23 protein-coding genes are annotated in these 22,660 nt (G+C 72.7%); 10 read left to right on the top strand and 13 right to left on the bottom strand.

Annotated features, from left to right (window positions below):
- The 3 genes from AC0IW9_RS17850 to AC0IW9_RS17860 all read right to left on the bottom strand — a co-directional run.
- Window positions 1–1,046 (bottom strand): carbohydrate-binding domain-containing protein (locus AC0IW9_RS17850; RefSeq protein WP_471649634.1); only part of this gene is annotated, 1,046 nt, incomplete at its 3' end.
- A 187-nt stretch (window positions 1,047–1,233) separates the two neighbouring features.
- Window positions 1,234–1,854, bottom strand: a complete 621-nt coding sequence (locus AC0IW9_RS17855) for a pyridoxamine 5'-phosphate oxidase family protein (RefSeq protein ID WP_471649635.1) — start codon at window positions 1,852–1,854, stop codon at window positions 1,234–1,236.
- On the bottom strand, window positions 1,851–3,464 hold the full coding sequence (locus AC0IW9_RS17860; RefSeq protein WP_471649725.1) for a thiamine pyrophosphate-binding protein: 1,614 nt from the start codon (window positions 3,462–3,464) through the stop codon (window positions 1,851–1,853). Before AC0IW9_RS17860 ends, AC0IW9_RS17855 begins: the two co-directional genes overlap by 4 nt.
- A 223-nt stretch (window positions 3,465–3,687) precedes the next feature.
- On the opposite strand from AC0IW9_RS17860, the gene AC0IW9_RS17865 reads away from it, so the two are divergent.
- Genes AC0IW9_RS17865 through AC0IW9_RS17905 form a run of 9 tightly spaced genes read left to right on the top strand, consistent with a single transcriptional unit; the run spans window position 3,688 to window position 12,203 of the window.
- Window positions 3,688–5,238: a circularly permuted type 2 ATP-grasp protein gene (locus AC0IW9_RS17865; protein WP_471649636.1), complete on the top strand. Its 1,551-nt coding sequence runs from the start codon at window positions 3,688–3,690 to the stop codon at window positions 5,236–5,238.
- Window positions 5,238–6,179, top strand: coding sequence for an alpha-E domain-containing protein (locus AC0IW9_RS17870; RefSeq protein ID WP_471649637.1), 942 nt, complete (start codon window positions 5,238–5,240; stop codon window positions 6,177–6,179). Before AC0IW9_RS17865 ends, AC0IW9_RS17870 begins: the two co-directional genes overlap by 1 nt.
- Window positions 6,176–6,937: a proteasome-type protease gene (locus AC0IW9_RS17875; protein WP_471649638.1), complete on the top strand. Its 762-nt coding sequence runs from the start codon at window positions 6,176–6,178 to the stop codon at window positions 6,935–6,937. The genes AC0IW9_RS17870 and AC0IW9_RS17875 overlap by 4 nt, the downstream gene beginning before the upstream one ends.
- A 59-nt stretch (window positions 6,938–6,996) precedes the next feature.
- Window positions 6,997–7,965: a tripartite tricarboxylate transporter substrate binding protein gene (locus AC0IW9_RS17880; RefSeq protein WP_471649639.1), complete on the top strand. Its 969-nt coding sequence runs from the start codon at window positions 6,997–6,999 to the stop codon at window positions 7,963–7,965.
- Complete coding sequence (locus AC0IW9_RS17885; protein ID WP_471649640.1) at window positions 7,965–8,432, top strand: tripartite tricarboxylate transporter substrate-binding protein; 468 nt, start codon at window positions 7,965–7,967, stop codon at window positions 8,430–8,432. The genes AC0IW9_RS17880 and AC0IW9_RS17885 overlap by 1 nt, the downstream gene beginning before the upstream one ends.
- Entirely contained in the window at window positions 8,393–8,641 is a 249-nt protein-coding gene (locus AC0IW9_RS17890) for a tripartite tricarboxylate transporter substrate-binding protein (protein ID WP_471649641.1), read from the top strand. Before AC0IW9_RS17885 ends, AC0IW9_RS17890 begins: the two co-directional genes overlap by 40 nt.
- A gap of 12 nt (window positions 8,642–8,653) precedes the next feature.
- Window positions 8,654–9,103: a (2Fe-2S)-binding protein gene (locus tag AC0IW9_RS17895; protein WP_471649642.1), complete on the top strand. Its 450-nt coding sequence runs from the start codon at window positions 8,654–8,656 to the stop codon at window positions 9,101–9,103.
- The gene (locus AC0IW9_RS17900) at window positions 9,100–11,244 is read left to right on the top strand and encodes a xanthine dehydrogenase family protein molybdopterin-binding subunit (RefSeq protein WP_471649643.1); all 2,145 of its coding nucleotides are present in this window, start codon (window positions 9,100–9,102) and stop codon (window positions 11,242–11,244) included. The genes AC0IW9_RS17895 and AC0IW9_RS17900 overlap by 4 nt, the downstream gene beginning before the upstream one ends.
- Window positions 11,241–12,203, top strand: a complete 963-nt coding sequence (locus AC0IW9_RS17905; protein ID WP_471649644.1) for a substrate-binding domain-containing protein — start codon at window positions 11,241–11,243, stop codon at window positions 12,201–12,203. Before AC0IW9_RS17900 ends, AC0IW9_RS17905 begins: the two co-directional genes overlap by 4 nt.
- Window positions 12,204–12,212: 9 nt before the next feature.
- On the opposite strand, the gene AC0IW9_RS17910 is transcribed toward AC0IW9_RS17905, so the two are convergent.
- The 10 genes from AC0IW9_RS17910 to AC0IW9_RS17955 all read right to left on the bottom strand — a co-directional run bounded on the left by AC0IW9_RS17910 (window position 12,213) and on the right by AC0IW9_RS17955 (window position 20,903).
- Window positions 12,213–12,338, bottom strand: a complete 126-nt coding sequence (locus AC0IW9_RS17910) for a hypothetical protein (RefSeq protein WP_471649645.1) — start codon at window positions 12,336–12,338, stop codon at window positions 12,213–12,215.
- A 67-nt stretch (window positions 12,339–12,405) separates the two neighbouring features.
- On the bottom strand, window positions 12,406–13,575 hold the full coding sequence (locus tag AC0IW9_RS17915) for an MFS transporter (RefSeq protein ID WP_471649646.1): 1,170 nt from the start codon (window positions 13,573–13,575) through the stop codon (window positions 12,406–12,408).
- Between the two features lie 13 nt (window positions 13,576–13,588).
- Window positions 13,589–14,557: a thiamine-phosphate kinase gene (gene thiL / locus AC0IW9_RS17920; protein WP_471649647.1), complete on the bottom strand. Its 969-nt coding sequence runs from the start codon at window positions 14,555–14,557 to the stop codon at window positions 13,589–13,591.
- A 3-nt stretch (window positions 14,558–14,560) separates the two neighbouring features.
- Window positions 14,561–15,229 (bottom strand): transcription antitermination factor NusB, encoded by a 669-nt coding sequence (gene nusB / locus AC0IW9_RS17925; protein ID WP_471649648.1) that lies wholly within the window; start codon window positions 15,227–15,229, stop codon window positions 14,561–14,563.
- Between the two features lie 23 nt (window positions 15,230–15,252).
- Window positions 15,253–15,753, bottom strand: coding sequence for a 6,7-dimethyl-8-ribityllumazine synthase (gene ribH / locus AC0IW9_RS17930; RefSeq protein ID WP_471649649.1), 501 nt, complete (start codon window positions 15,751–15,753; stop codon window positions 15,253–15,255).
- A gap of 3 nt (window positions 15,754–15,756) precedes the next feature.
- On the bottom strand, window positions 15,757–16,923 hold the full coding sequence (gene ribB / locus AC0IW9_RS17935) for a 3,4-dihydroxy-2-butanone-4-phosphate synthase (protein ID WP_471649650.1): 1,167 nt from the start codon (window positions 16,921–16,923) through the stop codon (window positions 15,757–15,759).
- An 11-nt stretch (window positions 16,924–16,934) separates the two neighbouring features.
- Complete coding sequence (locus AC0IW9_RS17940; RefSeq protein WP_471649651.1) at window positions 16,935–17,579, bottom strand: riboflavin synthase; 645 nt, start codon at window positions 17,577–17,579, stop codon at window positions 16,935–16,937.
- On the bottom strand, window positions 17,561–18,703 hold the full coding sequence (gene ribD / locus AC0IW9_RS17945; protein WP_471649652.1) for a bifunctional diaminohydroxyphosphoribosylaminopyrimidine deaminase/5-amino-6-(5-phosphoribosylamino)uracil reductase RibD: 1,143 nt from the start codon (window positions 18,701–18,703) through the stop codon (window positions 17,561–17,563). Before ribD ends, AC0IW9_RS17940 begins: the two co-directional genes overlap by 19 nt.
- Before the next feature lie 72 nt (window positions 18,704–18,775).
- The gene (locus AC0IW9_RS17950) at window positions 18,776–20,236 is read right to left on the bottom strand and encodes a sensor histidine kinase (protein WP_471649653.1); all 1,461 of its coding nucleotides are present in this window, start codon (window positions 20,234–20,236) and stop codon (window positions 18,776–18,778) included.
- On the bottom strand, window positions 20,214–20,903 hold the full coding sequence (locus tag AC0IW9_RS17955) for a winged helix-turn-helix domain-containing protein (protein WP_471649654.1): 690 nt from the start codon (window positions 20,901–20,903) through the stop codon (window positions 20,214–20,216). The genes AC0IW9_RS17950 and AC0IW9_RS17955 overlap by 23 nt, the downstream gene beginning before the upstream one ends.
- Window positions 20,904–21,024: 121 nt before the next feature.
- Here AC0IW9_RS17955 and AC0IW9_RS17960 point away from each other — a divergent pair, with 121 nt between their 5' ends.
- Window positions 21,025–22,515 (top strand): Do family serine endopeptidase, encoded by a 1,491-nt coding sequence (locus AC0IW9_RS17960; RefSeq protein ID WP_471649655.1) that lies wholly within the window; start codon window positions 21,025–21,027, stop codon window positions 22,513–22,515.
- The last annotated feature ends 145 nt before the right edge of the window (window positions 22,516–22,660 follow it).

A 22,660-nucleotide genomic window follows, 5' to 3' on the forward strand; every position in this document is an offset into this window, starting at 1 on the left:
GCCTCGGTGAAGGCGAAGTCGACGGGGCCGGCGCTGAGCAGGCTGGCCTTGCCGCCGGAGACGGCGGCGCCGTTGTATGTGATGCCGTCGACGTAGAGGTTGCGGTCGCCACCGCCGCCGTCCCAGGCGTCGTTGAGGAAGCTGACGGTCACCTTGTGGGCGCCGGCGGTCCAGTCGCCCTTGACGGTGATGAGGTCGTCCTGGCCGGCGGCATGGGAGGCGCCGGCGGTGAGGGTGCCGCCGATCTGCTTGCCGTCGACGCTGACGGTGTACTGGGCGCCGGCGAGATAGGCATCCTGGCTGATCTTGAGGACCAGCGTGTCGCTGCCGCTGCCGACGGTCTTGATCACCGGCGTCGTGTCAATGATAGGCGTGGGGGTGACGGGCCGGGGCGCAACGGGCTTGCCGCCGGTGAGGCCGGCCACCGTGGCCGCCATGGTCGCCGCAAGCTGGTCCGCCACCCGCATGGCATCCGCCGTGCCCATGTGGCTGCTATTGGCATAGCCGTCGCCATCCATCTGCAGCCCGTTCATCGCGGTGCTGTCGAAGGTGGCGTTGAAGCCGGCATCGGCCGAAAGCTGGTTCATGCCGTTCTGGATCTGCTGCCAGCTGTCGCCCTTGACGTAGTTGTAGGGGACATAGGTGAAGACATAGGGCGTCGTCGCGCTGCCCTGGCCGAGCGCCGCGCGCACCAGCGCCGCATCCGCCGTCACCTCGGAAACCCACTTGGCCGTGGTCACGCCCGGAGTATTGCCGTCGTATTCGTTGTGCATCCACAGGGTGACGGTCGGATTGTCCCGCACCCCGGCCGGCTCGGACCTGAGGAAATTCAGCAGCCCCTGCTGCTCGCCATCGGTGTCCCAGTCGAGAAAGGCGGTGCCGGCGTAGATGCTGCTGTCGGCCTCGTTGTAGCTCGCCAGGATGTGGATATCGACGCCGGGCAGCTGCGCCTCGATCTGGCGTTCCAGCGACGCCGCGCCGCCATCCGCGACGAACAGCAGTGCATTGCTCTGGCCGCGGATCAGCAGGTTCACATCTGTGGTCATGGCGAATCCAGTGCTGCCCCTGGGCAGGTCGGCCCGCAGGGGCCGGGGATTCCCAGGGAGGGAATGACCGGCGCGCCCCTAAGACCTCACGACACCGTGAAGTCAGGTATATCGTATATGAAAGACTTGGCAATAAGATTCTACCTGGGGTTGGAATCATTGCCCTCCCCGGGGGCTTGCCGTCGGCTCAGTACATCTGGCTGGCGATCCGCGCCTGGTATTCGGCCTCGTAGCGCGCCGGGTCGATCTGCCCGCCGGCGGTATGCGCCGCGATCATCTGGCCATTGGTCGGCAGCCCGGCCGGGCGCGGAATCTCGCTCCAGAGCCGGGAGCGCATGACCGACTTGGCGCAATGCGCGTAGATCTCCCGCACCGTCACCAGCAGCACCGTCACCGGCGCCTTGCCCTGCACCGCGAAGCGGGCGCAGAGCGTGGGATCGGCGGTGATCCGCGCCGTGCCGTTCACCCGCAGGGTCTCGCCCGCGCCGGGCACGACGAAGAGCAGGGCGACCTCGGGGTTCGCCAGGATGTCGCGGAAGGCATCCAGCCGGTTGTTGCCGCGGCGGTCGGGCAGGGCGAGGGTGCGCTCGTCGAGCGCCTCGACGAAGCCCGGCGCATCGCCGCGCGGCGTCGCATGCGCGCCCTGCGGCCCGCAGGTGGCCAGCACGCACCAGGGCGAGGCGGCGATGAAGGCGAGCGAGGTCGCCTCCAGCCGGTCCGTCACCTTGGCGAGGAAGCGCGGATGCGGCGCCTCGTACAGCGCCGCGAGCTGCGCCGGGGTGGTGACCGCATGCGGGTCGTCGCTCATCCCCGCAGCGCCTTGATCTGGGCGGGGTAGCTGCCGGGGTCGACCAGCACGTCGACCAGCGCCGGGCCGGGGGCGGCCAGCGCCTCGGCCAGCGCCGACCGGTACTCCGCCTCGTTCCGCGCCCTGAGGCCGAGCCCGCCGAGGGCGGTGAAGATCCCGGCGAAATCCGCCGCCGGCCAGCCGAGCGCGGCCGGCGGGACCTCCCCGGATTTCTTGATGTCGATGAGCGAGAGGGTGCTGTCGTCGAAGACCACGACGACCAGCTTCACCCCGAGCGCGGCCGCCGTCGCCAGTTCCCCGAGCGCCATCAGCAGCCCGCCGTCGCCGGTGAAGGCGAGCGCCCCGCGGGCCGGGTCGTGCAGCGCGGCGGCGATGCCGGCGGGCAGGGCGAAGCCCATGGTGGCGAGGCCGTTCGAGATCAGCAGGTCGCCCGGCCGGCTGGCCTGCCAGAAGGTGGTGCTGGGGAACATATGCGCGCCGGCATCGACCGAGACGCGCGGATCGGCCCCGGCCTGGCGGCAGGCGGCCTGGGCGAGCTCGACCACGGCCTGGGGCGAGATGCCGCGGTTGCCGCCGGGCGCATTGGCCAGCACCGCCAGCCAGCGGTCGCGGTGGGCGGCGATCGCCGGCGCGGTCCAGCCGCTGGCGGCGGCGCCCTCGGCGAGTGCGGCGAGAGACGGGGCGAGGGGGCCATGGATCGCCGCGGCCGGGGTGCGGTAGGCCAGCGGCCGCGGCGCGGTGCCGAGCTCGATGACCGGGGCGGCGAAGCGCCAGGGCTGGGGTACGAATTCCACCGGATCGGCGCCGGCGAGGATGATGCAATCCGCCTCGGCCATGATCGGCGCTTCCGCCTGGCCGCCGGTGAAGACGCCGCCGAACAGCGGATCGGCGTCGGGGAAGACGCCCTTGGCCTTGTAGGTGACCAGCACCGGGCAGCCGAGCTCCGCGGCCAGGGCGCGCAGCGCGTCGCAGGCGGCGGGATCGGTCGCCTCCAGCCCGGCGACGATCACCGGGCGGCGCGCCTCGGCCAGCAGGCGCCGCGCCGCGGCCAGGGCGGGACCAGCGGCGGCGGCGGGCCGGGCGGTATCGGTCGCAGGCAGGGGCTGGGCCGGGGCGCGGGCGGCGCCGGCCGACAGCTCCAGCAGCACCGGGCCGCGCGGCGCCGCCATCGCGGTCGCCAGCAGGGTGGCGGCCATGGGGCCGGCGGCGGCGCCGGCCTCGACGGCCCGGGCGGCGCCCTTGGTCACTGGCGCCAGCATGGCGACCTGGTCGAGGAACTGGTGGTTGGCATAGGCCCGCTCGGCCCCGGGGAAGCCATCGGCCAGCAGCAGCACCGGCGCGCGGTCGAGGCTCGCCTGGGCCATGCCATTGGCCGCGTTGCTCACGCCTGGGCCGCGGGTGACCAGGGCCGCGCCGGGCTTGCCGGAAAGCTCCGCCTCGGTCGCCGCCATGATGACCGCGGCGCTTTCCTGCCGGGCCAGGATGAAGGGAATGCCCTGCGCCGCCGCCGCCGTGATCAGGTCGAGGCTGGAGCCGCCGCCCGGCACGCCATAGATCCGCGCCACCCCGGCCGCCGCCAGCGCCGCCGCCACCGCATCCGCACCCGTCATCGCCACTGGTCGTATCTCCCTGGTCCCGGCCAGCATAGCGGCGGCGCCGCCGGCCGCCAAAGCGGGCGATGCCCGTCCGAGTGGCGGGCAATGGCCGGGTCCTGGGCAGGGGATGGGCAAAACGGTAGGTTGGCGGGCAATTCCCTGGCGGGCGGCGCTTGCGGCCGCATGGCCGTCCGTGCTGGTTTGCGAAGGGCTGCTTTGCTGGGGCTGGGAAATAATTATGGGGGCCGCATCGTCCGTGTCGCAGGCAAAGACCGCCGCTTTCGACGAAATGCGGGCAGAGGAGGGCGTGCGCGCCGCCTATGCCGAAATCGACCGTTGGCTCCGCGCCACCCCGCGGGAACAGCTGGACAGCAAGCGGCATGAGGCCGAGCTGCTGTTCCGGCGCATCGGCATCACCTTCGCGGTCTATGGCGAAGGCGGTGACCCCGAAAGGCTGATCCCCTTCGACATCATCCCGCGCATCATCGCGCGGTCCGAATGGGACCGGATGGCGGCCGGGCTGCGGCAGCGGGTGCGGGCGCTGAACGCCTTCCTCGGCGATGTCTACGGCAAGCAGGAGATCCTGCGGGCCGGCCGCGTCCCGACCGCGCTGGTGCTGGAGAACGAGGGCTACCGCGCCGAGATGGTGGGCATCGTCCCGCCGGGCGGCGTCTATACCCATGTCGCCGGCATCGACATGGTGCGCACCGGGCCGGACGAATTCTACGTGCTGGAAGACAATTGCCGCACGCCCTCCGGCGTTTCCTACATGCTGGAGAACCGGGAGGCGATGCTGCGGCTGTTTCCGCGGCTCTGCGCCCAGCACCGCATCGCCCCGGTGGGGCGCTACCCCGAGGAATTGCTGGAGACGCTGAAGGCGGTGGCGCCGCCGCGCGCCGGGGCGGATCCCTGCGTCGTCATCCTCACCCCCGGGCCCTACAACAGCGCCTATTACGAGCACTGCTTCCTCGCCGACGAGATGGGCATCGAGGTGGTCGAGGGCGCCGATCTCTGCGTCGAGAACAACCTGGTCTTCATGCGGACCACCGCCGGGCCGAAGCGGGTGGACGTGATCTACCGCCGCATCGACGACGAATTCCTCGACCCCACGGTCTTCCGCGCCGATAGCCTGGTCGGCGTGCCGGGGCTGATGGGCGCCTATCGCGCCGGCAACGTGGCGCTGGCCAATGCGCCCGGCGCCGGCATCGCCGACGACAAGGCGATCTATCCCTATGTGCCGGAGATGGTGCGCTTCTACCTCGGCGAGGAGCCGCTGCTGGCCAATGTGCCGACCTTCCTCTGCGAGCGGGAGGAGGACCGCAAGTATGTCCTCGGCAACCTCGACAAGCTGGTGGTGAAGCTGGCCAAGGGCTCGGGCGGCTACGGCATGATGATCGGCCCGCATGCGACCAAGGACCTGCGCGAGGAGTTCCGCGCCCGCATCCTGGCCAAGCCGGGCGACTACATCGCCCAGCCGACCCTCGCGCTCTCGACCTGCCCGACGGTGGTGGAGCAGGGGATCGCGCCGCGCCACGTCGACCTGCGCCCCTTCATCCTTTCGGGCGGCAAGGAGATCCGCATCGTGCCCGGCGGGCTGACCCGGGTCGCCATCCGGGAGGGCTCGCTGGTGGTGAACTCCTCCCAGGGCGGCGGCACCAAGGATACCTGGATCCTGGAGGACGAGGGTCCGGGCGCCGAGCCGCCGGCGGGCCAGGGCCAGTCCCAGAGCCAGGGCCAGTCCCAGAGCCAGTCCCAGAGCCAGTCCCAATCCCAGTCGGTGCTCGGCTGATGCTCAGCCGCACCGCCGACAGCCTCTTCTGGCTCGCCCGCTATACCGAGCGCGCGGGCAACGTCGCCCGCGGCCTCGGCGTCGCCTCCCGCATGGCGGCGGTCTCGGCCCGCTTCGGGGCGGAGGCGGAGGAATGGCGCTCGCTCATCACCGCCTCGGGCGGCGACGACACCTTCTACAAGAAGTACGAGGCGCCGAGCGCCGAATCGGTGGTGCACTGGCTGGTCTTCGACCCCGACAATGCTTCCGGCATCTCCGCCTGCATCGAATCGGCGCGGCGCAACGCGCGGGCGGTCCGCACCGCGCTGACGGTCGACATGTGGGAGGCGCTGAACGATACCTGGAACCAGCTCCGCGCCATGCCGCCCGAGGCGATGGAGGGCGAGAAGCTCGCCGATTTCCTCGGCTGGGTCCGGGAGCGGGTGACGCTGTTCAACGGCGCGGCGCATGACACCATGCTGCGGAACGAGGCCTGGCACTTCGTCCACCTCGGCACCATGCTGGAACGCGCGGACAATACCGCCCGGTTGCTGGACGTGAAGCACCAGCTGCTGACGGCGGAGGCGGATGGCGCGGTGGACTACGTGCAGTGGCAGTCGGTGCTGCGCTCCGTCTCCGCCCTCAGGTCCTATCAGTGGATCTACCGGGACCGGCTGCAGCCGCGGCTGATCGCCGAGCTGATGATCCTGCGGCCCGAGCTGCCGCGCAGCCTGATGGCCTGCTTCGCCGAGGTGGCGGAGACGCTGGAGGCGATCGCCACCGGCCAGGGCGGCCGCCGCGGCGAATGCCACCGCGTCGCCGGCACCATCCAGGCGCAGCTCCGCTTCGGCCGGATCGACGCCATCCTCGAGGAAGGGCTGCATGCCTTCCTGACCGCGATGATCGACCGCACCGCGGCGCTGGGGGCGGAGATCGACGCCTTCTACATCCAGCACGCATGACCTATTGCGTCGGCCTCTACCTGCGGGAGGGCCTGGTGCTGCTCTCGGATACGCGGACCAATGCCGGCGTCGACAACATCTCCGTCTTCGGCAAGATGCAGGTGGAGGAGGTGCCCGGGGAGCGGGTGCTGGTCCTGCTCTCGGCCGGCAACCTCGCCATCACCCAGGCGGTGTGGAACCGGCTGCAGGAAGGCGTCCGGCTGGACGGGGAGACGCTGACGCTGCGCAGCGTCGACAGCATGTTCCACGCCGCGCAGCTGGTGGGCCAGGCGGTGCGGGAGGTCTTCGCGGCCGATGGCCCCTCGCTCTCGGCGCAGGGGGTGCGCTTCGACATCTCGCTGATGCTCGGCGGCCAGATCGGCGGCCCCGGGGTGCACAATCCGCCGAGGCTCTTCCTGATCTACGCCGCGGGAAACTTCATCGAGGCGACCACCGACACGCCCTTCCTGCAGATCGGCGAGCACAAATACGGCAAGCCGATCCTCGACCGGGTGATCGGCTTCGACACGCCGCTGATGGATGGGGTGAAGCTGGTGCTGATCAGCATGGACAGCACGCTGCGCTCCAACCTCACGGTCGGGATGCCGATCGACCTGCTGGTCTACCGGGCGGATGACTTCGCGGTGACGCTGCGGCGGCGAATCACCGAGGAGGACCCGTATTTCCGCGCCATCTCGGAGGGCTGGTCGCAGGCGCTGCGCAATGCCTATCTGGCGCTGCCCCGGCCGGACTGGCTGGACCCGCCGCCCGCCGGCTAGCAGCCTTGCATCCGCGCCAGCCCCGGCCGATCCTTCCCCGATAAGCACGGGGAAACGCGATGCGCCGTCGGACTCTCGCCGCCACGATTGCCGCCCTCGGGGCTCCTCTCCGGGCGTCCGCCCAGTCGGGCACGCCCTGGCCGGGCCGGCCGGTCCGCATCGTGGTGCCCTTCGGCCTCGGCGGTTCCGCCGATGTCGCGGCGCGCTTCCTGGCCGATCCGCTGACCCAGGCGCTGGGCCAGCCGGTGGTGATCGAGAACCGCCCCGGGGCCGGGGCGGTCATCGGCACCGACCTCGTGGCGAAGGCGCCGCCGGATGGCCTGACCCTGCTGCTGATGTCGAATACCCATACGGCGAACGAGACGCTGCTCCCGCACCGGCCCTATGCGCTGCTGCGGGACCTGGTGCCGGTCGCCGCCATCAACATCGCCTTCCACGTGCTGGCGGTGCATCCCTCGCTCGGGGTGCGATCGGTGGCGGAGCTGATCGCCAAGGCCCGCGCCGCGCCGGGTACGCTGGACTACGCCTCCTCCGGCCCCGGCACGCCCTATCACATCGCCTCCGAGGTCTTCGCCGCGCTCGCCGGGATCAAGCTGAACCACATCCCCTTCCGCGGCTCGAACGAGGCGCGGACGGCGCTGATCGCCGGGCAGGTGCCGATCATGTTCGACGCCATCCCGACCATGCGGGAGCAGATCACCGGCGGCCGGCTGATCGGGCTCGGCACCACCGGGCCGCGGCGCAGCCCGCTGCTGCCGGAGGTGCCGACGGTGGCGGAGAGCCTGCCGGGCTTCGAGGCCTCCATCTGGCTCGGGCTGATGGCACCCGCCGGGACGCCGCCGGCCATCATCGAGCGCCTCCATGCCGAGGTCGACCGGATCCTGGCGGCGGGGCCGGCGCGGGAGGCGATGGCGCGCGGCGGGGCCGAGCCGATGCTGATGTCCGTCGCCGAATTCGGCGAGTTCCTGCGGCGCGACGTGGAGCGGCAGCGGGAGTGGATCCGCCTGGCGAAGATCGAGGCCGGCTGATGCGCCCGACCCGCCGCCTGCTGCTGGCCGCGGCCAGCAGCCTCGCCGCGCCCGGCCTGCGGGCGCAGCCCGGCCCCGGTGGCGCCCCTTGGCCGAGCCGGCCCATCCGCATCATCGTGCCCTTCGGCCTGGGCGGGGCCGCCGATGTCGCCGCGCGCTTCGTCGCCGAGCCGCTGTCCCAGGCGCTGGGCCAGCCGGTGGTGATCGAGAACCGTCCCGGCGCCGGCGGCACCATCGGCACCGACCTGGCGGCCAAGGCGGCGCCCGACGGGCATACGCTGGTGGCACTGGGCAATACCGCCTCGGCCAATGAGGTGCTGATCCCGCACCGGGGCTACGTGCTGCTGCGGGACCTGACCGCGGTGGCGCCGATCAGCATTGCCAACAACGCCCTGGCGGTGCACCCGATCTGCCGGCAGTGGCGGAGGTGCTGCCGGGATTCGAATACCCGATCTGGATCGGGTTGATGATGCCGGCGGCGACGCCCCCCGCCATCGTCGCGCGGCTGCATGCCGCGATCACCGCCATCGTCGATGCGCCCGCCGGCCGGGCGGCGATCCGGCGGATGGGGGCGGAGCCGATGGTGATGACCTTGGCCGACTACGACGCCTATCTGCGGCGCGACGGCGCCACCCTGGCGAAGCTGTTGCACGACGCGAATATCCGGCCCGATTGAGGAGACGCCGCAATGGTGCAATTCACCCTGAACGGTGCCGCGGTGGCGCTGGACGTGCCCGACGACGCCACCCTGCTGCAGGCGCTGCGCGGCCCGGGCGGGCTTTCCGGCCCGCGCTTCGGCTGCGGCAACGAGCTCTGCGGGTCCTGCATGGTGCTGGTGGATGGGGTGCCGCGGTACAGTTGCACGCTCGGTGCCGGGGCGGTCGCCGGGCAGCGGGTGGTGACGGTGGAGGGCCTCGGCACGCCGGAGGCGCCGCATCCGCTGCAGGCTGCCTTCCTGGCGGAGCAGGCGGGGCAATGTGGCTATTGCCTCTCCGGCATCCTCATCAGCGCGGCGGCGCTGCTGGAGCGGGACAAGACGCCGGGGGAGGACGCCATCCGCGCCGCGCTGGAGCCGCACCTCTGCCGCTGCGGCAGCCACAACCGGATCATCCGGGCGATCCAGGGGGCCAGCGCATGAGCCACGGATTCGGCGCCGCCCTGAAGGTGGAGGACGGCAAGCCGCGGCTGCCGGGCAACCTGCATACCAACCGCCGGCTGTCGCAATGGCTGGCGATCCACCCGGATGGCCGCGTCACCATCACCCCGGGCAAGGTGGAGCTGGGGCAGGGGATCCTGACCACCCTCAGCCAGATCGCCGCCGACGAGCTGGACGTCGCCTTCGCCCGCGTCACTGCGCAGCCGGCCTCGACGCCGGACAGCCCGGACGAGGCGGTGACCAGCGGCAGCCTCTCGACCCAGGATAGCGGCAGCGCGCTGCGCCATGTCTGCGCCGCGGCGCGGATGATCTTCCTCGGCGTGGTCGCGCAGCGGGTCGGCGTGCCGCTGGAGGCGATCCGCATCGAGGACGGCCGCTTCTTCGGCCCGGCCGGGGAGATCGGCAGCTACTGGGCGCTGGCCGACCAGGCGCTGCTGGAGTGCGAGGCGCCGGTCGCGGTGACGGCCAAGGCGCCGGGCGCGCGGACCATCGCCGGCACCTCGGTGCCGCGGATCGACCTGCCGGACAAGGTCTTCGGCGCCGCCCGCTACGTGCACGACATGCGGCTGCCGGGGATGCTGCATGCCCGGGTGGTGCGGCCGCCGGCCCGCGGCGCGACGCTGGCGGCGCTGCGCGAGGGCCCGTTGCCGGGCGATGCGCGGCTGGTGCGGGACGGCAATTTCCTCGCCGTGCTGGCCTCGACCGAATGGGATGCGGAGGCGGCGGCGGCCCGCATCGCCGCCCGCGCGGACTGGAACGCGGCGGATAGCCTGCCGGAGCAGGCGCTGCTGGCCGAGTGGCTGCGCGACGCGGCGACGCGCGGCGAGCGCAGCAGCGTGGCGAGCCGTGCCGAGCCGGCGCCGGCCGTCGCGCGGACGCTGCGCCGCAGCTTCACCCGGCCCTACCTAGCACATGCCTCCATCGCCCCGTCCTGCGCGGTGGCGCGCTGGGAGGGTGATGCCGTCGAGGTCTTCACCCATAGCCAGGGGCCCTACAACCTGCGCGCCGACCTGGCGAAGGCGCTGAAGTGCCCGCCCGAGAAGATCGTGGTGCGGCATCGCGAGGGCGCCGGCTGCTACGGCCACAACGGTGCCGACGACGTGGCGCTGGATGCCGTGCTGGTCGCCCGCGCGGTGCCCGGCGTGCCGGTGCGGCTGCTCTGGTCCCGTGCCGAGGAGCTGGGCTGGTCGCCCGTCTCCCCGGCCATGCTGGTGGACATCGAGGCCGACCTGGACGCCGCCGGCAACCTCGCCGGCTGGCGCAGCCATATCGTCAGCAACGGCCATTCCTCCCGGCCCGGGCGGGGGGCGGAGCCGACGCTGCTCTCGGCCGCGCTGCTGGCCGAGCCCTTCGCGGTGAAGCCCAGCATCAACCCGCCGATGGCCGCCGGCGGCGGCGCCCCGCGCAACGGCGTGCCCTTCTACCGCATCCCGGCGCTGACGGTGGAGACGACCCGGCTGCTGGAGATGCCGATCCGCACCTCGGCGCTGCGCGGGCTGGGCGCGACGCTGAACGTCTGGTCGATCGAGAGCGTGATGGACGAGGCGGCGGCGCTGGCCGGCGCCGATCCCGTGGACTACCGCCTGCGCCACCTGGACGACCCGCGCGCGATCGCCGTGCTGGAACGCGCCGCCGCCATGGCCGGCTGGGCCGGGCGCACCCGGCGCGAGGGCTGGGGCATGGGCGTCGGCGTCGCCCGCTACAAAAACTCCGGCGCCTGGGCCGCGGTGGTGGCCGAGGTCGAGGCGCGCGAGCGCATCTTCTGCCGCCGCCTCTGGATCGCCGGCGACGTCGGCGAGGTGGTGAACCCCGATGGCGTGATGAACCAGTACGAGGGCGGCGCCATCCACGGCACCTCGGTCGCGCTGCTGGAGCAGGTCGCCTTCGACCGCCGCACCGTCACCAGCGACACCTGGGAGAGCTACCCGATCCTGCGCTTCTCCGAGGTGCCGAAGGTGGAAGTCGTGCTCATCGACCGGCCGGACCAGCCCTTCCTCGGCTCCGGCGAGGCCAGCATGTCGCCCACCATCGCCGCCATCGCCGGCGGCATCTTCGAAGCCCTGGGGGTCCGGCCGCGCGCGCTGCCCTTCACCCCCGACACCCTGGCAAAGGCCGAGGCATGAGCCGCATTCCCCTGACCATGGCGATGGCCGCGACCGACCGCACCCGGCCGGTGCTGGACGGCCGCGTCGTCATCGCCGGCGTCGACCTCAACCCCATCATCGGCGAGCCGGAGGACATCTTCCGCCGCGCCCTGCGCGACAAGGCCTTCGAGGTCACCGAGCTCTCGATGGGCAGCCATATCGTCACCACCGCGCGGGGCGACAGCGGCTACGTCGGCATCCCCGTCTTCCTCTCGCGCGCCTTCCGTCACTCGGCCATCTATATCCGTACCGACCGTGGCATCCGCAGCGCGGCGGATCTCGCCGGGCGGACCATCGGCCTGCCGGAATACCAGCAGACCGCGGCGCTCTGGGTGCGCGGCATCCTGCGGGAGCACTACGGCGTCGATACACGCGGCATCCGCTGGCGCATCGGCACCGAGCGCATCGCCATCACCCTGCCGCCGGGCTTCGACGTGGCCCCGCTCGGTCAGGACCTGCCGACGGCCCTGGCGGAAGGCACCATCGATGCGCTGATCGCGCCGCGTCCGCCGGCCTGCCTCACGGATGGCAGCGCCCCGGTCGCCCGGCTCTATCCGGACTACAAGGCGGAGGAGATCGCCTGGCACAAGGCCAGCGGCTTCTTCCCCATCATGCATTGCATCGCCATCCGCAAGGATGTTGCCGAGCGCCACCCCTGGCTGCCGCTGGAACTCTACCGCGCCTTCGGCAAGGCCAAGGCGCTGTCCCTCGCGGAGCTGCAGCTGGTGAACGTGCTGCGGGTCTCGCTGCCCTGGATCGCCGCGGCCTATGAGGAGCAGGCAGCGATCATGGGCGGCGATCCCTGGCCCTACGGCTTCGCCCGCAACCGGGAGGAGGTGGCGGCGATGATCCGCTACGCGGTCGCCGACGGCCTCGCGGCGCAGCCCATCCCGCCCGAGGCGCTGTTTCACCCGAGCACCCTGGCGGAGATCGGCTGAGCGGGCCGTTCAGGACCCGCTATTGGTGCCGCCGGGACTGCGGCCATAGGGCGGCGGCCCGGCCGCCGGCTGCAAGGGGCCGCAGGCGGCGACGAGAGCGAGGCCGAGCAGAAGTATCAGGCGAAGCAGGGGCATCCCGGCTGAACATCCGGCATCGCCCCGGGTCGCAGCCCGGGCGCTTCAGCTTGGCGCGACCGCAGCCTCAGCCCGCCGCCGCCTGCCGGGCCCCCCGGGCGTATTGCCAGGCGATCATCGCCAGGGCCAGCGCCAGCGCCGGCAGCACCGTCAGGTTCAGCACCACCCAGCCCGCCTGGGCATGCACCGCGCCCGAGGCGAAGGCGGTGCAGGCGACGGTGCCGAAGACGATGGTGTCGTTGGCGGCCTGGGCCCGCACCCGCTCCGCCGCGCTATGGGCCGTCGCCAGCAGGTTGGTCGCGCCGACGAACATGAAGTTCCAGCCGAGCCCCAGCACGCCGAGGGCGATGCCGAAATGCGCGAAGCTTTCGCCCGTCAGCCCGATGACGACGCAGAGCGCGGTCAGCGCCGCCCCGGTGGTGATCACCGGCCGGACCCCGAAGCGGCTGATCAGCCGCCCGGTGAAGAAGCCCGGCCCGAACATGGCGATGGCATGGATCTGGATGACCGTCGCCGAGGCGCCGACGCCAAACCCACAGAGCATCATCTCGACCGGGGTCGAGGTCATCAGCAGGTTCATGGTGCCGAAGGCGACCATGCCGGTGACGACCGCGGTGATGAAGGCCGGGCGCAGCATGATCTCCCGCACCGGGGCGCCGCCGGCGTTGCGGGCGGGCGGCGGCGGCAGCTTCACGAAGGACAGCAGGGTCATGCAGACCAGCGGCAGGCAGGCCAGCGCCAGATAGGTGCCGAGGAAGAGGAAGGGCGGCATCACCTCCCGCGTCGCCTTCACCAGCTCCGGCCCGAAGATCGCCGAGAGGATGCCGCCGGTCATCACCAGGCTGATGGCGCGCGGCCGGTAGGCCGGCGTGGCGACCTCCGCGGCGGCGAAGCGGTAGTGCTGGGCGATGCCGAAGCCGAGCCCGGCCGGGACGGCGCCGAGGCAATACAGGGTGAAGTCGCCGAACCAGACCCCGGCGGCGAAGGTCAGCGACCCCGCCATGGCGCCGAGCGCGCCGAGGATGAAGCCGGGCTTCCGGCCGAGCCGGGCGAAGACCAGGCCGGCGGGGATGGAGGCGGCCATGGTCGCCGTCATCTGGATGGCGACCGGCAGGGTCGAGAGCGACTTGTCCTCGGCCAGCGAATGGCCGATCAGCGCCGCCATCACCGCCTGGCCAACGGTCGCCGCCTGCATCAGGGCCTGGCAGCAGAACAGCAACCAGACCTGCCGCTTCATGCGGCGTTCTTCGTCAGAAATGGCTCCATCCCCCCGCCGGCAGCGCCAGCGGGGCGCCGTCCGGTCCTTGAACGAGGACCTCTTCGGGTCCCTCGGTGAATTCCCCGATCCGCGTCACCGGCGTGCCGGCGGCCGCGGCCCGGGCCTCGACCATGGCAGCCGCCCCGGGCGGTGCCACGAAAAGCAATTCGTAGTCGTCGCCGCCGCTCAGCACCAGCGCGAGCAGCGCCGGGTCCGCCATGACTAGGGCGCGGGCCGCGGGGGAGAGCGGCACGGCGGCGGCCTGGATCCGGGCGCCGAGGCCACCGGCGCGGCAGAGATGGCCGAGGTCCTGCACCAGCCCGTCCGAGACATCCATCGCCGCCCGCGCCAGCCCGGTGAGCGCCGCGCCGAGGGCGAGGCGCGGCCGCGGCAGCCGGTAGCGATCGGCGAGATGGCCCGCCGCATCGCCCGGCAGCGTCCCCTGCAGCACGCGGAGGCCGAGCGCCCCGTCGCCGATGGTCCCGGAGACCCAGATCTGGTCGCCCGCCCGCGCCCCCTGGCGCCGCAGCGCCGCCCCGGGCGCGACCGTGCCGAGGATGGTCAGCGACAGGCTGATCGGGCCGGGGATGGAGACGGTATCGCCGCCCAGCACCGCCAGGCCGAACTCTCGCTGGTCGGCCGCCAGCCCGGCGACGAAGCCGGCGATCCAGGCCTCCGGCAGGTCGCGCGGGAAGGCTGTCGTCATCAGGTAGCCGAGCGGCGCCGCGCCCATGGCGGCGAGGTCGGAGAGGTTCACCCGCAGCAGCTTGCGGCCGATGGTCTCCGGCGGGTCATCCGGCAGGAAGTGGACGCCGGCGACCATGGCATCGGCCGCCAGCACGAGCTGGCGGCCGGGCGGCGGGTCCAGCAGCGCGGCGTCATCGGCCAGCCCCAGCGCGCCGGGCCCGGCCAGCGGCAGGAAATGCCGGGCGATCAGCGCGAATTCGGCCGGGGCCGCCATGGCCTATCGCCCGGTGCCGGGGAATTCCTTGGGCCGGAGGCTGCGGGCCAGGGCGTCCAGCATGCCATTGGCGAAGCGGGGTTCCTCGCCGCCGAAGAAGCCATGGGCGATGTCGAGGTATTCGTTGATCACCACCTTGGCCGGCGGCGCATTGGCATCGCTTGTGCCCTCGGGACCCCAGAGCTCGGCCGTCGCGGCGCGCAGCAGGGCGCGCAGCACCGGGTCCAGCTTGGTCAGCGGCCAATTCGCATCCAGCAGCCCGGTCAGGATGCCATCCAGCGTCTCGCCGTTCTGCGCCGCCTTGCGGACGATGGCGCCGAAGAGCGGGACATCGGCCTCGGGGATCCAGCCTTCCTCGTAGCCGCCGCGGCCGGGCAGGGAGCCGATGCGGTGCTGGAGGAACTGCTGGATGACCGCCTCGGCCGATTCGCCGGTATGGTCGCTCTGGTACAGCGCCTGCACCGCGGCGACGCGGGCGCCGGTGCGCGGCCGGCCGCGGGGCTTCGGCCCGGCCTGGGGCTTGCCACCCGGGGTCTTGCCGGCCTGTGCCTTGCCGCCTTGGGCCTTGCCACCCGGCTTGGCCTTCGCGGGCTGCGGCTTCGGCAGGGCGGCGGCCGCCTCGGCGCGCTGCTCCGCCTCCATCTCGGCGCGCAGCTTGTCCAGCTCGCTCATGCCGGTATCCTTCGTGGAACCGCTCACGACAGGCCCCAGCGCCGCCTCAGCGCCACCTGGCCGAGCAGCGCATGCGCCGCCTCCGCGCCCTTGTTGTGCCGGTCGTCGGCCGAGCGGGCTTCCGCCTGGCCGAGATTCTCCACCGTCAGCAGGCCGAAGCCGATGGCCGCGCCGCGCTCGGTCGAGACGTTCATCACGCCCTGGCAGACCGCGTTGCAGATGAAGTCGTAGTGGTCGGTCTCGCCCTTGATGACGCAGCCGAGCAGCAGGAAGCCGTCGTAGCGCATCGGCTTCGGCCCCTTGGTCGGCTGGCTGATCGCCATGCGCAGCGCCGCCGGCAGCTCATAGGCGCCGGCGACATCGACCACGTCCACGGTGCAGCCGGTCGCCTCGAAAACGCGTTCGGCGCCGCGGCGCATGCCGGTGACCACCGCTTCGTAGTAGGGCGCCTGGATCACCAGCAGGTGCGGCGCCGGCCCGGGGATCGCCTGGGCCGTGCGCTCCGGCGCATCGATCGTGCTCATGTCCTAATCCTTCTGGATGAGCGCGCGGGTTTCCACCACGCGCAGCCCATAGCCCTCGAGCCCGACGATGGGCCGGGGGTTGTTCGATAGCCGCACCATGTCGCGCACCCCGAGGTCGGCCAGGATCTGCGCGCCGATGCCGTAGTCGCGGATCTCGGGCGGGGCGACGCGGCCGGCGTTGCTCTTCACCTGCTCGCTCATGTTGGTCAGCCGCCAGTCGCGGATGATGACGACGACGCCGCGGCCGGCCTGGTCGATCATCCGCATGCTGTCGTGCAGATCGCGCGAGCCGGTGCCGACGACGGTGTCGTTCAGCAGGTTGGCGGCATGCATCCGCACCAGCACCGGGCCGGGGGCGGAGACGTCGCCCTTCACCATGGCCATGTGCTCGGCGTATTCGAGGGTGTTGGTATAGACCACCAACTTCCACTCGCCGCCGATGGCGTGGTCGATATGGCCCTCGGAGACGCGGCGAACCAGCCGCTCGGTCCGGCGCCGGTGGCCGATCAGGTCGGCGATGGTGCCGAGCTTGAGGCCGTGGTGCTGGGCGAAGGCGACCAGGTCCGGCATCCGGGCCATGGTGCCGTCGTCGTTCATGATCTCGCAGATGACGCCGGAGGGGTTGAGCCCGGCCAGCCGCGCGAGATCGACCGAGGCTTCCGTATGCCCGGCGCGGACCAGGGTGCCGCCGTCGCGGGCGACCAGCGGGAAGACATGGCCCGGCGTCACGATCTGCTCGCGGCTCATCTCCGGGTTGATGGCGACGGCGATGGTATGGGCACGGTCGGCGGCGGAGATGCCGGTGGTGACGCCGTCCTTGGCCTCGATGCTGACGGTGAAGGCGGTCGCGTGGCGGGTGCCGTTGGCCTGGGCCATCAGCGGCAGGCCGAGCTGCTCGACGCGGCGGCGGTCCATCGCCAGGCAGATCAGCCCGCGGGCGAAGCGGGCCATGAAGTTGATGGCGGCGGGGGTCGCGAATTGGCCGGGGATGACCAGGTCGCCCTCGTTCTCGCGGTCCTCGTCATCCACCAGGATGAACATGCGGCCGCTGCGGGCCTCCTCGATCAGCTCCTCGGTCGGGGAGATGAAGTCGGAGTAGTTGACGGTCTTGGTCTCGATCGCGGGGGATGGCCCGGAAAGGGATGGCCCGGAAGCCGCGGCGGCAGTCATGCTGAAATCCCCTATGCGGCGGTCCCGCGCGGCGCGGCCACGCGGGAATTCATGTCGGTCGATACCAGCCGGGCCACGTAGCGGGCCAGGGTATCGATCTCGATATTGACGAATCCGCCCGGTTGCAGCGTGGCGAAGGTGGTCACCGCCGCGGTATGCGGGATGATGTTGACCCCGAAGACGTCGCCGTCAACCTCGTTCACCGTCAGCGAGACGCCGTCGATCGCCACCGAACCCTTCTCCGCGACGAAGCGCGAGAGGCCCGGCGGCAGCCGGAAGCGCCAGCGGACGGAGCCATTCTCCGGTACCGCGGACAGCACCTCGGCGACGCCGTCGACATGGCCCGAGACCAAATGCCCGCCCAGCTCGTCGCCCATCCGCAGTGCGCGTTCGAGGTTTATGCGGCTGCCGGCGACCAACCGGCCGAGCGTCGTCTTCGACAGGCTCTCGGCCGAGGCATCGACCGCGAAGAAATCCCCGCCGAGCTGCACCGCCGTGAGGCAGCAGCCGGAACAGGCGATGGAGGCGCCGATCACCGCCGCCGGCTCCCCCAGGAAGGCCGGGGAGGTGCCGATGACGAGGCGCATATCGTTACCCTCGCCCAGCGGCTGGATGTCCCGCACGGTGCCAAGGTCGGTCACGATCCCGGTGAACATGCTGCCTCGACCTCCTCGAATTCGCTGAGCCAGTCCTCGCCCAGGGGCCGGCTGGCGACCCGGTGGAACTTGGGCATGGCGGAAAGCAGGGCAAGCGGCAAGGGCTGCACCGCGGGCAGGCCATCGCCACCCATGATCCCGGGCGCATGGAACCAGGCCAGCCGGTTGACGAAGCCGCCACGCAGCAGCCCGGCGGCCAGCCCGGCGCCACCTTCGGCCAGGACCCGCGTCACCCCGCGCTGGGCCATCGCGCCGAGCAGGGCGCCGAGGTCGAGCCCGGCCCGCGCCACGCCGGGCCGGGCGCTGGGCACCGAGAGGATCTGCACCCCGGCGGCGAGATAGGGCGCCAGGTCGCTGGGCCGGCGGTTGGTCCGGGTGGCGATCCAGGTCGGCACCTCCCGCGCGGTCGCCACCAGCTTCGAGGCCAGCGGCGTCCGCAGCCGGCTGTCGGCGACGACGCGGGCAAGCGCGACCCGGGCCATGCCGGGGATGCGGCAGGTCAGCTCCGGGTCATCCGCGAGCACGGTGCCGCTGCCGACCAGCATGGCATCGTGCCGGGCGCGCAGGGCATGCGCCTCCCGCCGGGCGGCAGGGCCGGTGATCCACTTGCTTTCGCCCGCGGCGGTGGCGATGCGGCCATCGAGGGTGGTGGCGAGCTTGAGGGTGACCAGCGGCAGGCCGCGGGTGATGCGGCGGGCGAAGCCGGCATTCACCGCCCGCGCCTCCGGCCCCAGCAGACCGAGCTCGACGGCGACCCCGGCGTCCCGCAGCCGCTGCAACCCGCGGCCATCGACGCGGGGATCGGGGTCGCCGGTGGCGACGACCACCCGGCTCACCCCGGCGCGGATCAGCGCGTCGCAGCAGGGCGGGGTGCGGCCCCAGTGGGAACAGGGCTCGAGCGTGACATAGGCGGTGGCGCCGCGGGCGCTCTCACCCGCGCGGGCCAGCGCCTCGGCCTCGGCATGCGGCCGGCCGCCGGGCTGGGTCCAGCCGCGGGCCAGCACCTGGCCATCCTTCACCAGCACGCAGCCGACCGCCGGATTGGGCCAGGTATTGCCCAGGCCGCGCCGCGCCACGGCGAGCGCCGCCGCCATGTGCTGCCGATCGCTAGCCGGGTCGCTCATGGCGCGGGATGGGGGGTGGCGAGGCCGGTCACGGCGGAGAATCATTCCTCGGGGAGAGCCGAACCACTGCCTTTAGGCCAGATCGTGCGGCGCTGGTAAGGGGGCAGCCGATGCGCTGGACGCGGGGCCGCTTCCTGGCAAAGCCAGCTCCACCCGCAACCCGGGCGCCGCATCGCCCAGGCTCAGCCGCGCCCCGTGCAACTCGGCGACCGCCGCGACCAGGGCGAGGCCCAGCCCGGCGCCCGGCCGGCTGCGCGCCGCATCCAGCCGGTGGAAGCGCCGCAGCACCGCCCCGCGCGCCTCGGCCGGGATGCCGGTGCCGTCGTCGGTGACGGTGACCAGCCCAGCGGAGGTCAGGGAGAGGGTGACCCGGCCGCCCTCCCGGCCATGCTTCACCGCATTGTCCAGCAGGTTGGCCAGCGCCTGGGTCAGCAACTCCGGGTCGCCGCAACCCGCCACGCCGGGGGCCAGGTCGCAGTCCAGCCGCTGGCCGCGCTCCTCGGCGGCGGGGGCATAGACCTCGGCGACGGTGGCCAGCAGGGCCGAGAGATCGAGCTTCGCGAAGCCGGCGCGACGGGCGCCGCTCTCGACCTGGGCGATCCGCAGCAGCGCGGCGAATATGTCCAGCAACTGCTCGCAGTCGCGGATGGCGGCCTCGGTCGCCTCCCGCCAGCCGGCGTCGTCGGGGGCCCGCAGCGCGCCCTCCAGCCGTTGCCGCAGCCGGCCGAGCGGGGTGCGGAGGTCGTGGGCGATGTCGTCGGTCACCTGCCGCAGGGTCTGCATCAGGCTCTGCACCCGGTCGAGCGCGGCATTGATCCGTCGCGCCAGCCGGTCGAACTCGTCGCCGCCGATGCGCACGGGGAGGCGGTGGCCGATCTCGCCGGCCTCCACCCGCGCCAGCGCCGCATCCATGGCGGCGGCCCGGCGGGTGACGCTGCGGCCCATCAGCAGCCCGCCGCCGAGGCCGAGCAGCATGGCCGCGCCGCCGACCCAGCCGGCGGCGCCGAGCAGCAGGGATTCGAGCTGCCGCACCGGGGCGATGTCCCGCGCCACCACCAGGAAGCCGCTGCCGGGCAGGGCGGTGCCGAAGGCCAGCAGCTCGGCCGCCTGGTCGTCCGGGCCCTCCAACCGCAGGTTCTCCCAGCCCGCGGCGCGCGGCGCCTGGGCCAGGTTGCCGGCGAGGCGCGTGCCGTCCGGCCCCGCCAGCAGGTAGTATTGCGTCCCGCTGCGATCGGCGGCCAGCCGCGCCTCCACCGAGACGGCGACCGAGCGCGGCCCGCCCAGCCGCGCCGCCTGGATCAGCACGCCCGCATCACGCTCCACCTCCTGCGCCAGCTGCCGCAGGGCGAAGCCGGTGGTGGCCAACCAGGCGACGCCCGAGAGCGCGGCGGTGCCCAGCAGGGTCAGCAGCAGGTGCAGCAGGGTGACGCGGAAGGCGGTGGTCCGCCACCAGCGCGTGCCGGGTTCGGCCAGGCGGGGCTCAGTCCGGCGGGCCTCAGTCCGGCGGGCCTCAGTCTGGGGGGCGGATGACATAGCCGGCGCCCCGCATGGTGTGGATCAGCGGCGCGGCCTCCTCGCCGCCGAGCTTGCCGCGCAGCCGGCTGACGTGGGTCTCGACCACGCTGGTCCGCGGGTCGAAGTGGAAGTCCCAGACGCCTTCCAGCAGCATGGTCCGGGTCACCACCTGGCCGGCACGGCGCATCAGGTATTCCAGCAGGCGGAATTCGCGCGGCTGCAGCTCGATCCGGCGGCCCGCCCGGGTCACCACCCGGCGCAGCAGGTCCATCTCCAGGTCGGCGACGCGGAGGATGGTCGCCTCCGTCGTCATGGGCGGGCGGCGGGCCAGGGCATTCAGCCGCGCCACCAGCTCGGCGAAGGCGAAGGGCTTGCCGAGGTAGTCGTCGGCCCCGGCCTCCAGCCCCTCCACCCGGTCGCCGACGCCGGTGCGGGCGGTCAGGAACAGCACCGGGGTCCGCAGCCCGGCGGCGCGGAGCGCCCGGACCAGCCCGAGCCCATCGAGCCGCGGCAGCATGCGGTCCACCACCAGCACGTCGTACCCCCCGCTTGGCCCCCCGCCCATCGCCAGGTGCAGCCCGTCCGGGCCATCCGCGGCATGGTCCACCACGTGCCCGGCCTCGGTCAGGCCGCGCCGGATGAAGCCGGCCGTCTCCGCATCATCCTCCACCAGCAGGATCTTCACGCAACCTCCGCCCACCATACGGATCGGTATGGTTCGGGGCAGGATGCGGGCAAACGCCGGGGTGTTCCATGGCCCTCATGCCGATCCCCGCTTCGGGGACGCCCTTGAGGAGCCAGAACCGATGCCCCGTCTCCAACCCCGCACCAAGATCTTCGCCGCCGGCGCCCTGGCGCTGGCCCTCGGCACCACCGCGCTGACCCAGTTCGCCCCCGCCGCCACCGCGCAGCCCGCCGCGAGCCCGGCAACCGCCGTCGCCCTGCCGCGCCCGGTCGGCCCGGATTTCGCCGACCTCGCCGCCCGGGTCGCCCCGGCCGTGGTCCGCATCAGCGTCATGGGCCATACCGAGGCCACCCCGGTCCAGCTTCCCCCCGAATTCCGCGGCACCCCCTTCGAGCGCTTCTTCCAGCAGCATCAGCAGGGCGGCCCCGGCGGCGCGCCCGGCGGCGGCAACGGCGGCGAGCGCCGGACCATGGGCCAGGGCAGCGGCTTCATCATCGACGGCGCCGGCTATGTCGTGACCAACAACCACGTGGTCGGCGAGGCCGATGCGGTGAAGGTCGAGCTGGCCGATGGCCGGCAGCTGCCCGCCAAGGTGGTCGGCACCGACCCGAAGACCGACCTCGCCCTGCTGAAGATCGAGGCCGGCGGCCCCCTGCCCACCGTCGCCTTCGGCAGCAGCGACAGCCTCCGGGTCGGCGAATGGGTGCTGGCCATGGGCAACCCCTTCGGTCTCGGCGGGACGGCGACGGCCGGCATCGTCTCGGCGCGTGGCCGCCAGATCGGCGCCGGCGCCTATGACGACTTCATCCAGACCGATGCCTCGATCAATCCGGGCAACTCCGGCGGCCCGCTGTTCAACACCGCCGGCGAGGTGGTCGGCGTCAATGCGGCGATCTTCTCGCCCTCGGGCGGCAACATCGGCATCGGCTTCGCGGTGCCCTCCTCCCTGGCGCAGACGGTCATCGCCCAGCTGAAGGAGACCGGCCATGTCGATCGCGGCTGGCTCGGCGTCTCGATGCAGGCGATCGACCCGACCCTGGCCAGCGCGCTCGGCGTGACGGACAGCAAGGGCGCGCTGATCGGCGGGGTCGAGGCGGAAGGCCCGGCGGCCAAGGCCGGCCTGCAGCCGGGCGACGTGGTGGTGGGCTTCAACGGCCGTGCCATCGCCGCGCCGCGCGACCTGGCGGAAGCGGTGGGCGGGGTGAAGCCGGGCACCGCGGTGACGGTCGCGGTGCTGCGGGACGGGAAGCGGCTGGAACAGCATGTGACCCTGGGCGAGACGGCGGATTCACGGGAAGCGAAGTCCTCGGGTCCGGCGACGGCGCCCTCGACCGGCCTCGGCCTGGCCCTGGCGCCGCGCGGCCGCGGCACCCCGGGCGGGGCCGGCCCCGGTGTGGTGGTGGCGGAGGTCCGGCCGGACAGCGTCGCCGCCACCCAGGGCCTGCAGCCCGGCGACGTCATCCTGCGGGCCGGGGACCGCACGGTCTCCCGCCCCGGCGACGTGGCGGAGGCGGTGAGTGCCGCCCGCCGCGACAACCGGCCGGCCATCGCGCTGCAGATCGAGCGCGACGGCGGCCGGGCCTTCGTGGCGCTGCCGCTCCGCGCGGGCTGAGCCGCGGGAGGCAAGGGGGGCCGGGGCGGGGACGGAAGTCCCGCCCCGGCCTTGCCATATGCGCTCCCCGGGATGACCCCCGGCACATGGCTTGCTAGACCCCCGCCGGCATGGGGTGGAGCAAGGCAGGCATGGCCGAGGTACA

The sequence above is a fragment of the Belnapia sp. AC561 genome (assembly GCF_979252845.1).

Bases quoted from the DNA above. Each gene is read 5' to 3' on its own strand.
- thiL (WP_471649647.1), bottom strand. From the start codon at position 14,557: ATGGCGGCCCCGGCCGAATTCGCGCTGATCGCCCGGCATTTCCTGCCG.
- nusB (WP_471649648.1), bottom strand. From the start codon at position 15,229: ATGAGCGAGCTGGACAAGCTGCGCGCCGAGATGGAGGCGGAGCAGCGC.
- AC0IW9_RS17950 (WP_471649653.1), bottom strand. From the start codon at position 20,236: ATGTCATCCGCCCCCCAGACTGAGGCCCGCCGGACTGAGGCCCGCCGG.
- ribB (WP_471649650.1), bottom strand. From the start codon at position 16,923: ATGACTGCCGCCGCGGCTTCCGGGCCATCCCTTTCCGGGCCATCCCCC.
- AC0IW9_RS17885 (WP_471649640.1), top strand. From the start codon at position 7,965: ATGCGCCCGACCCGCCGCCTGCTGCTGGCCGCGGCCAGCAGCCTCGCC.
- AC0IW9_RS17865 (WP_471649636.1), top strand. From the start codon at position 3,688: ATGGGGGCCGCATCGTCCGTGTCGCAGGCAAAGACCGCCGCTTTCGAC.
- AC0IW9_RS17895 (WP_471649642.1), top strand. From the start codon at position 8,654: ATGGTGCAATTCACCCTGAACGGTGCCGCGGTGGCGCTGGACGTGCCC.
- AC0IW9_RS17855 (WP_471649635.1), bottom strand. From the start codon at position 1,854: ATGAGCGACGACCCGCATGCGGTCACCACCCCGGCGCAGCTCGCGGCG.
- AC0IW9_RS17905 (WP_471649644.1), top strand. From the start codon at position 11,241: ATGAGCCGCATTCCCCTGACCATGGCGATGGCCGCGACCGACCGCACC.
- ribH (WP_471649649.1), bottom strand. From the start codon at position 15,753: ATGAGCACGATCGATGCGCCGGAGCGCACGGCCCAGGCGATCCCCGGG.
- AC0IW9_RS17880 (WP_471649639.1), top strand. From the start codon at position 6,997: ATGCGCCGTCGGACTCTCGCCGCCACGATTGCCGCCCTCGGGGCTCCT.
- AC0IW9_RS17910 (WP_471649645.1), bottom strand. From the start codon at position 12,338: ATGCCCCTGCTTCGCCTGATACTTCTGCTCGGCCTCGCTCTCGTCGCC.
- AC0IW9_RS17900 (WP_471649643.1), top strand. From the start codon at position 9,100: ATGAGCCACGGATTCGGCGCCGCCCTGAAGGTGGAGGACGGCAAGCCG.
- ribD (WP_471649652.1), bottom strand. From the start codon at position 18,703: ATGAGCGACCCGGCTAGCGATCGGCAGCACATGGCGGCGGCGCTCGCC.
- AC0IW9_RS17860 (WP_471649725.1), bottom strand. From the start codon at position 3,464: ATGACGGGTGCGGATGCGGTGGCGGCGGCGCTGGCGGCGGCCGGGGTG.
- AC0IW9_RS17960 (WP_471649655.1), top strand. From the start codon at position 21,025: ATGCCCCGTCTCCAACCCCGCACCAAGATCTTCGCCGCCGGCGCCCTG.
- AC0IW9_RS17875 (WP_471649638.1), top strand. From the start codon at position 6,176: ATGACCTATTGCGTCGGCCTCTACCTGCGGGAGGGCCTGGTGCTGCTC.
- AC0IW9_RS17940 (WP_471649651.1), bottom strand. From the start codon at position 17,579: ATGTTCACCGGGATCGTGACCGACCTTGGCACCGTGCGGGACATCCAG.
- AC0IW9_RS17915 (WP_471649646.1), bottom strand. From the start codon at position 13,575: ATGAAGCGGCAGGTCTGGTTGCTGTTCTGCTGCCAGGCCCTGATGCAG.
- AC0IW9_RS17870 (WP_471649637.1), top strand. From the start codon at position 5,238: ATGCTCAGCCGCACCGCCGACAGCCTCTTCTGGCTCGCCCGCTATACC.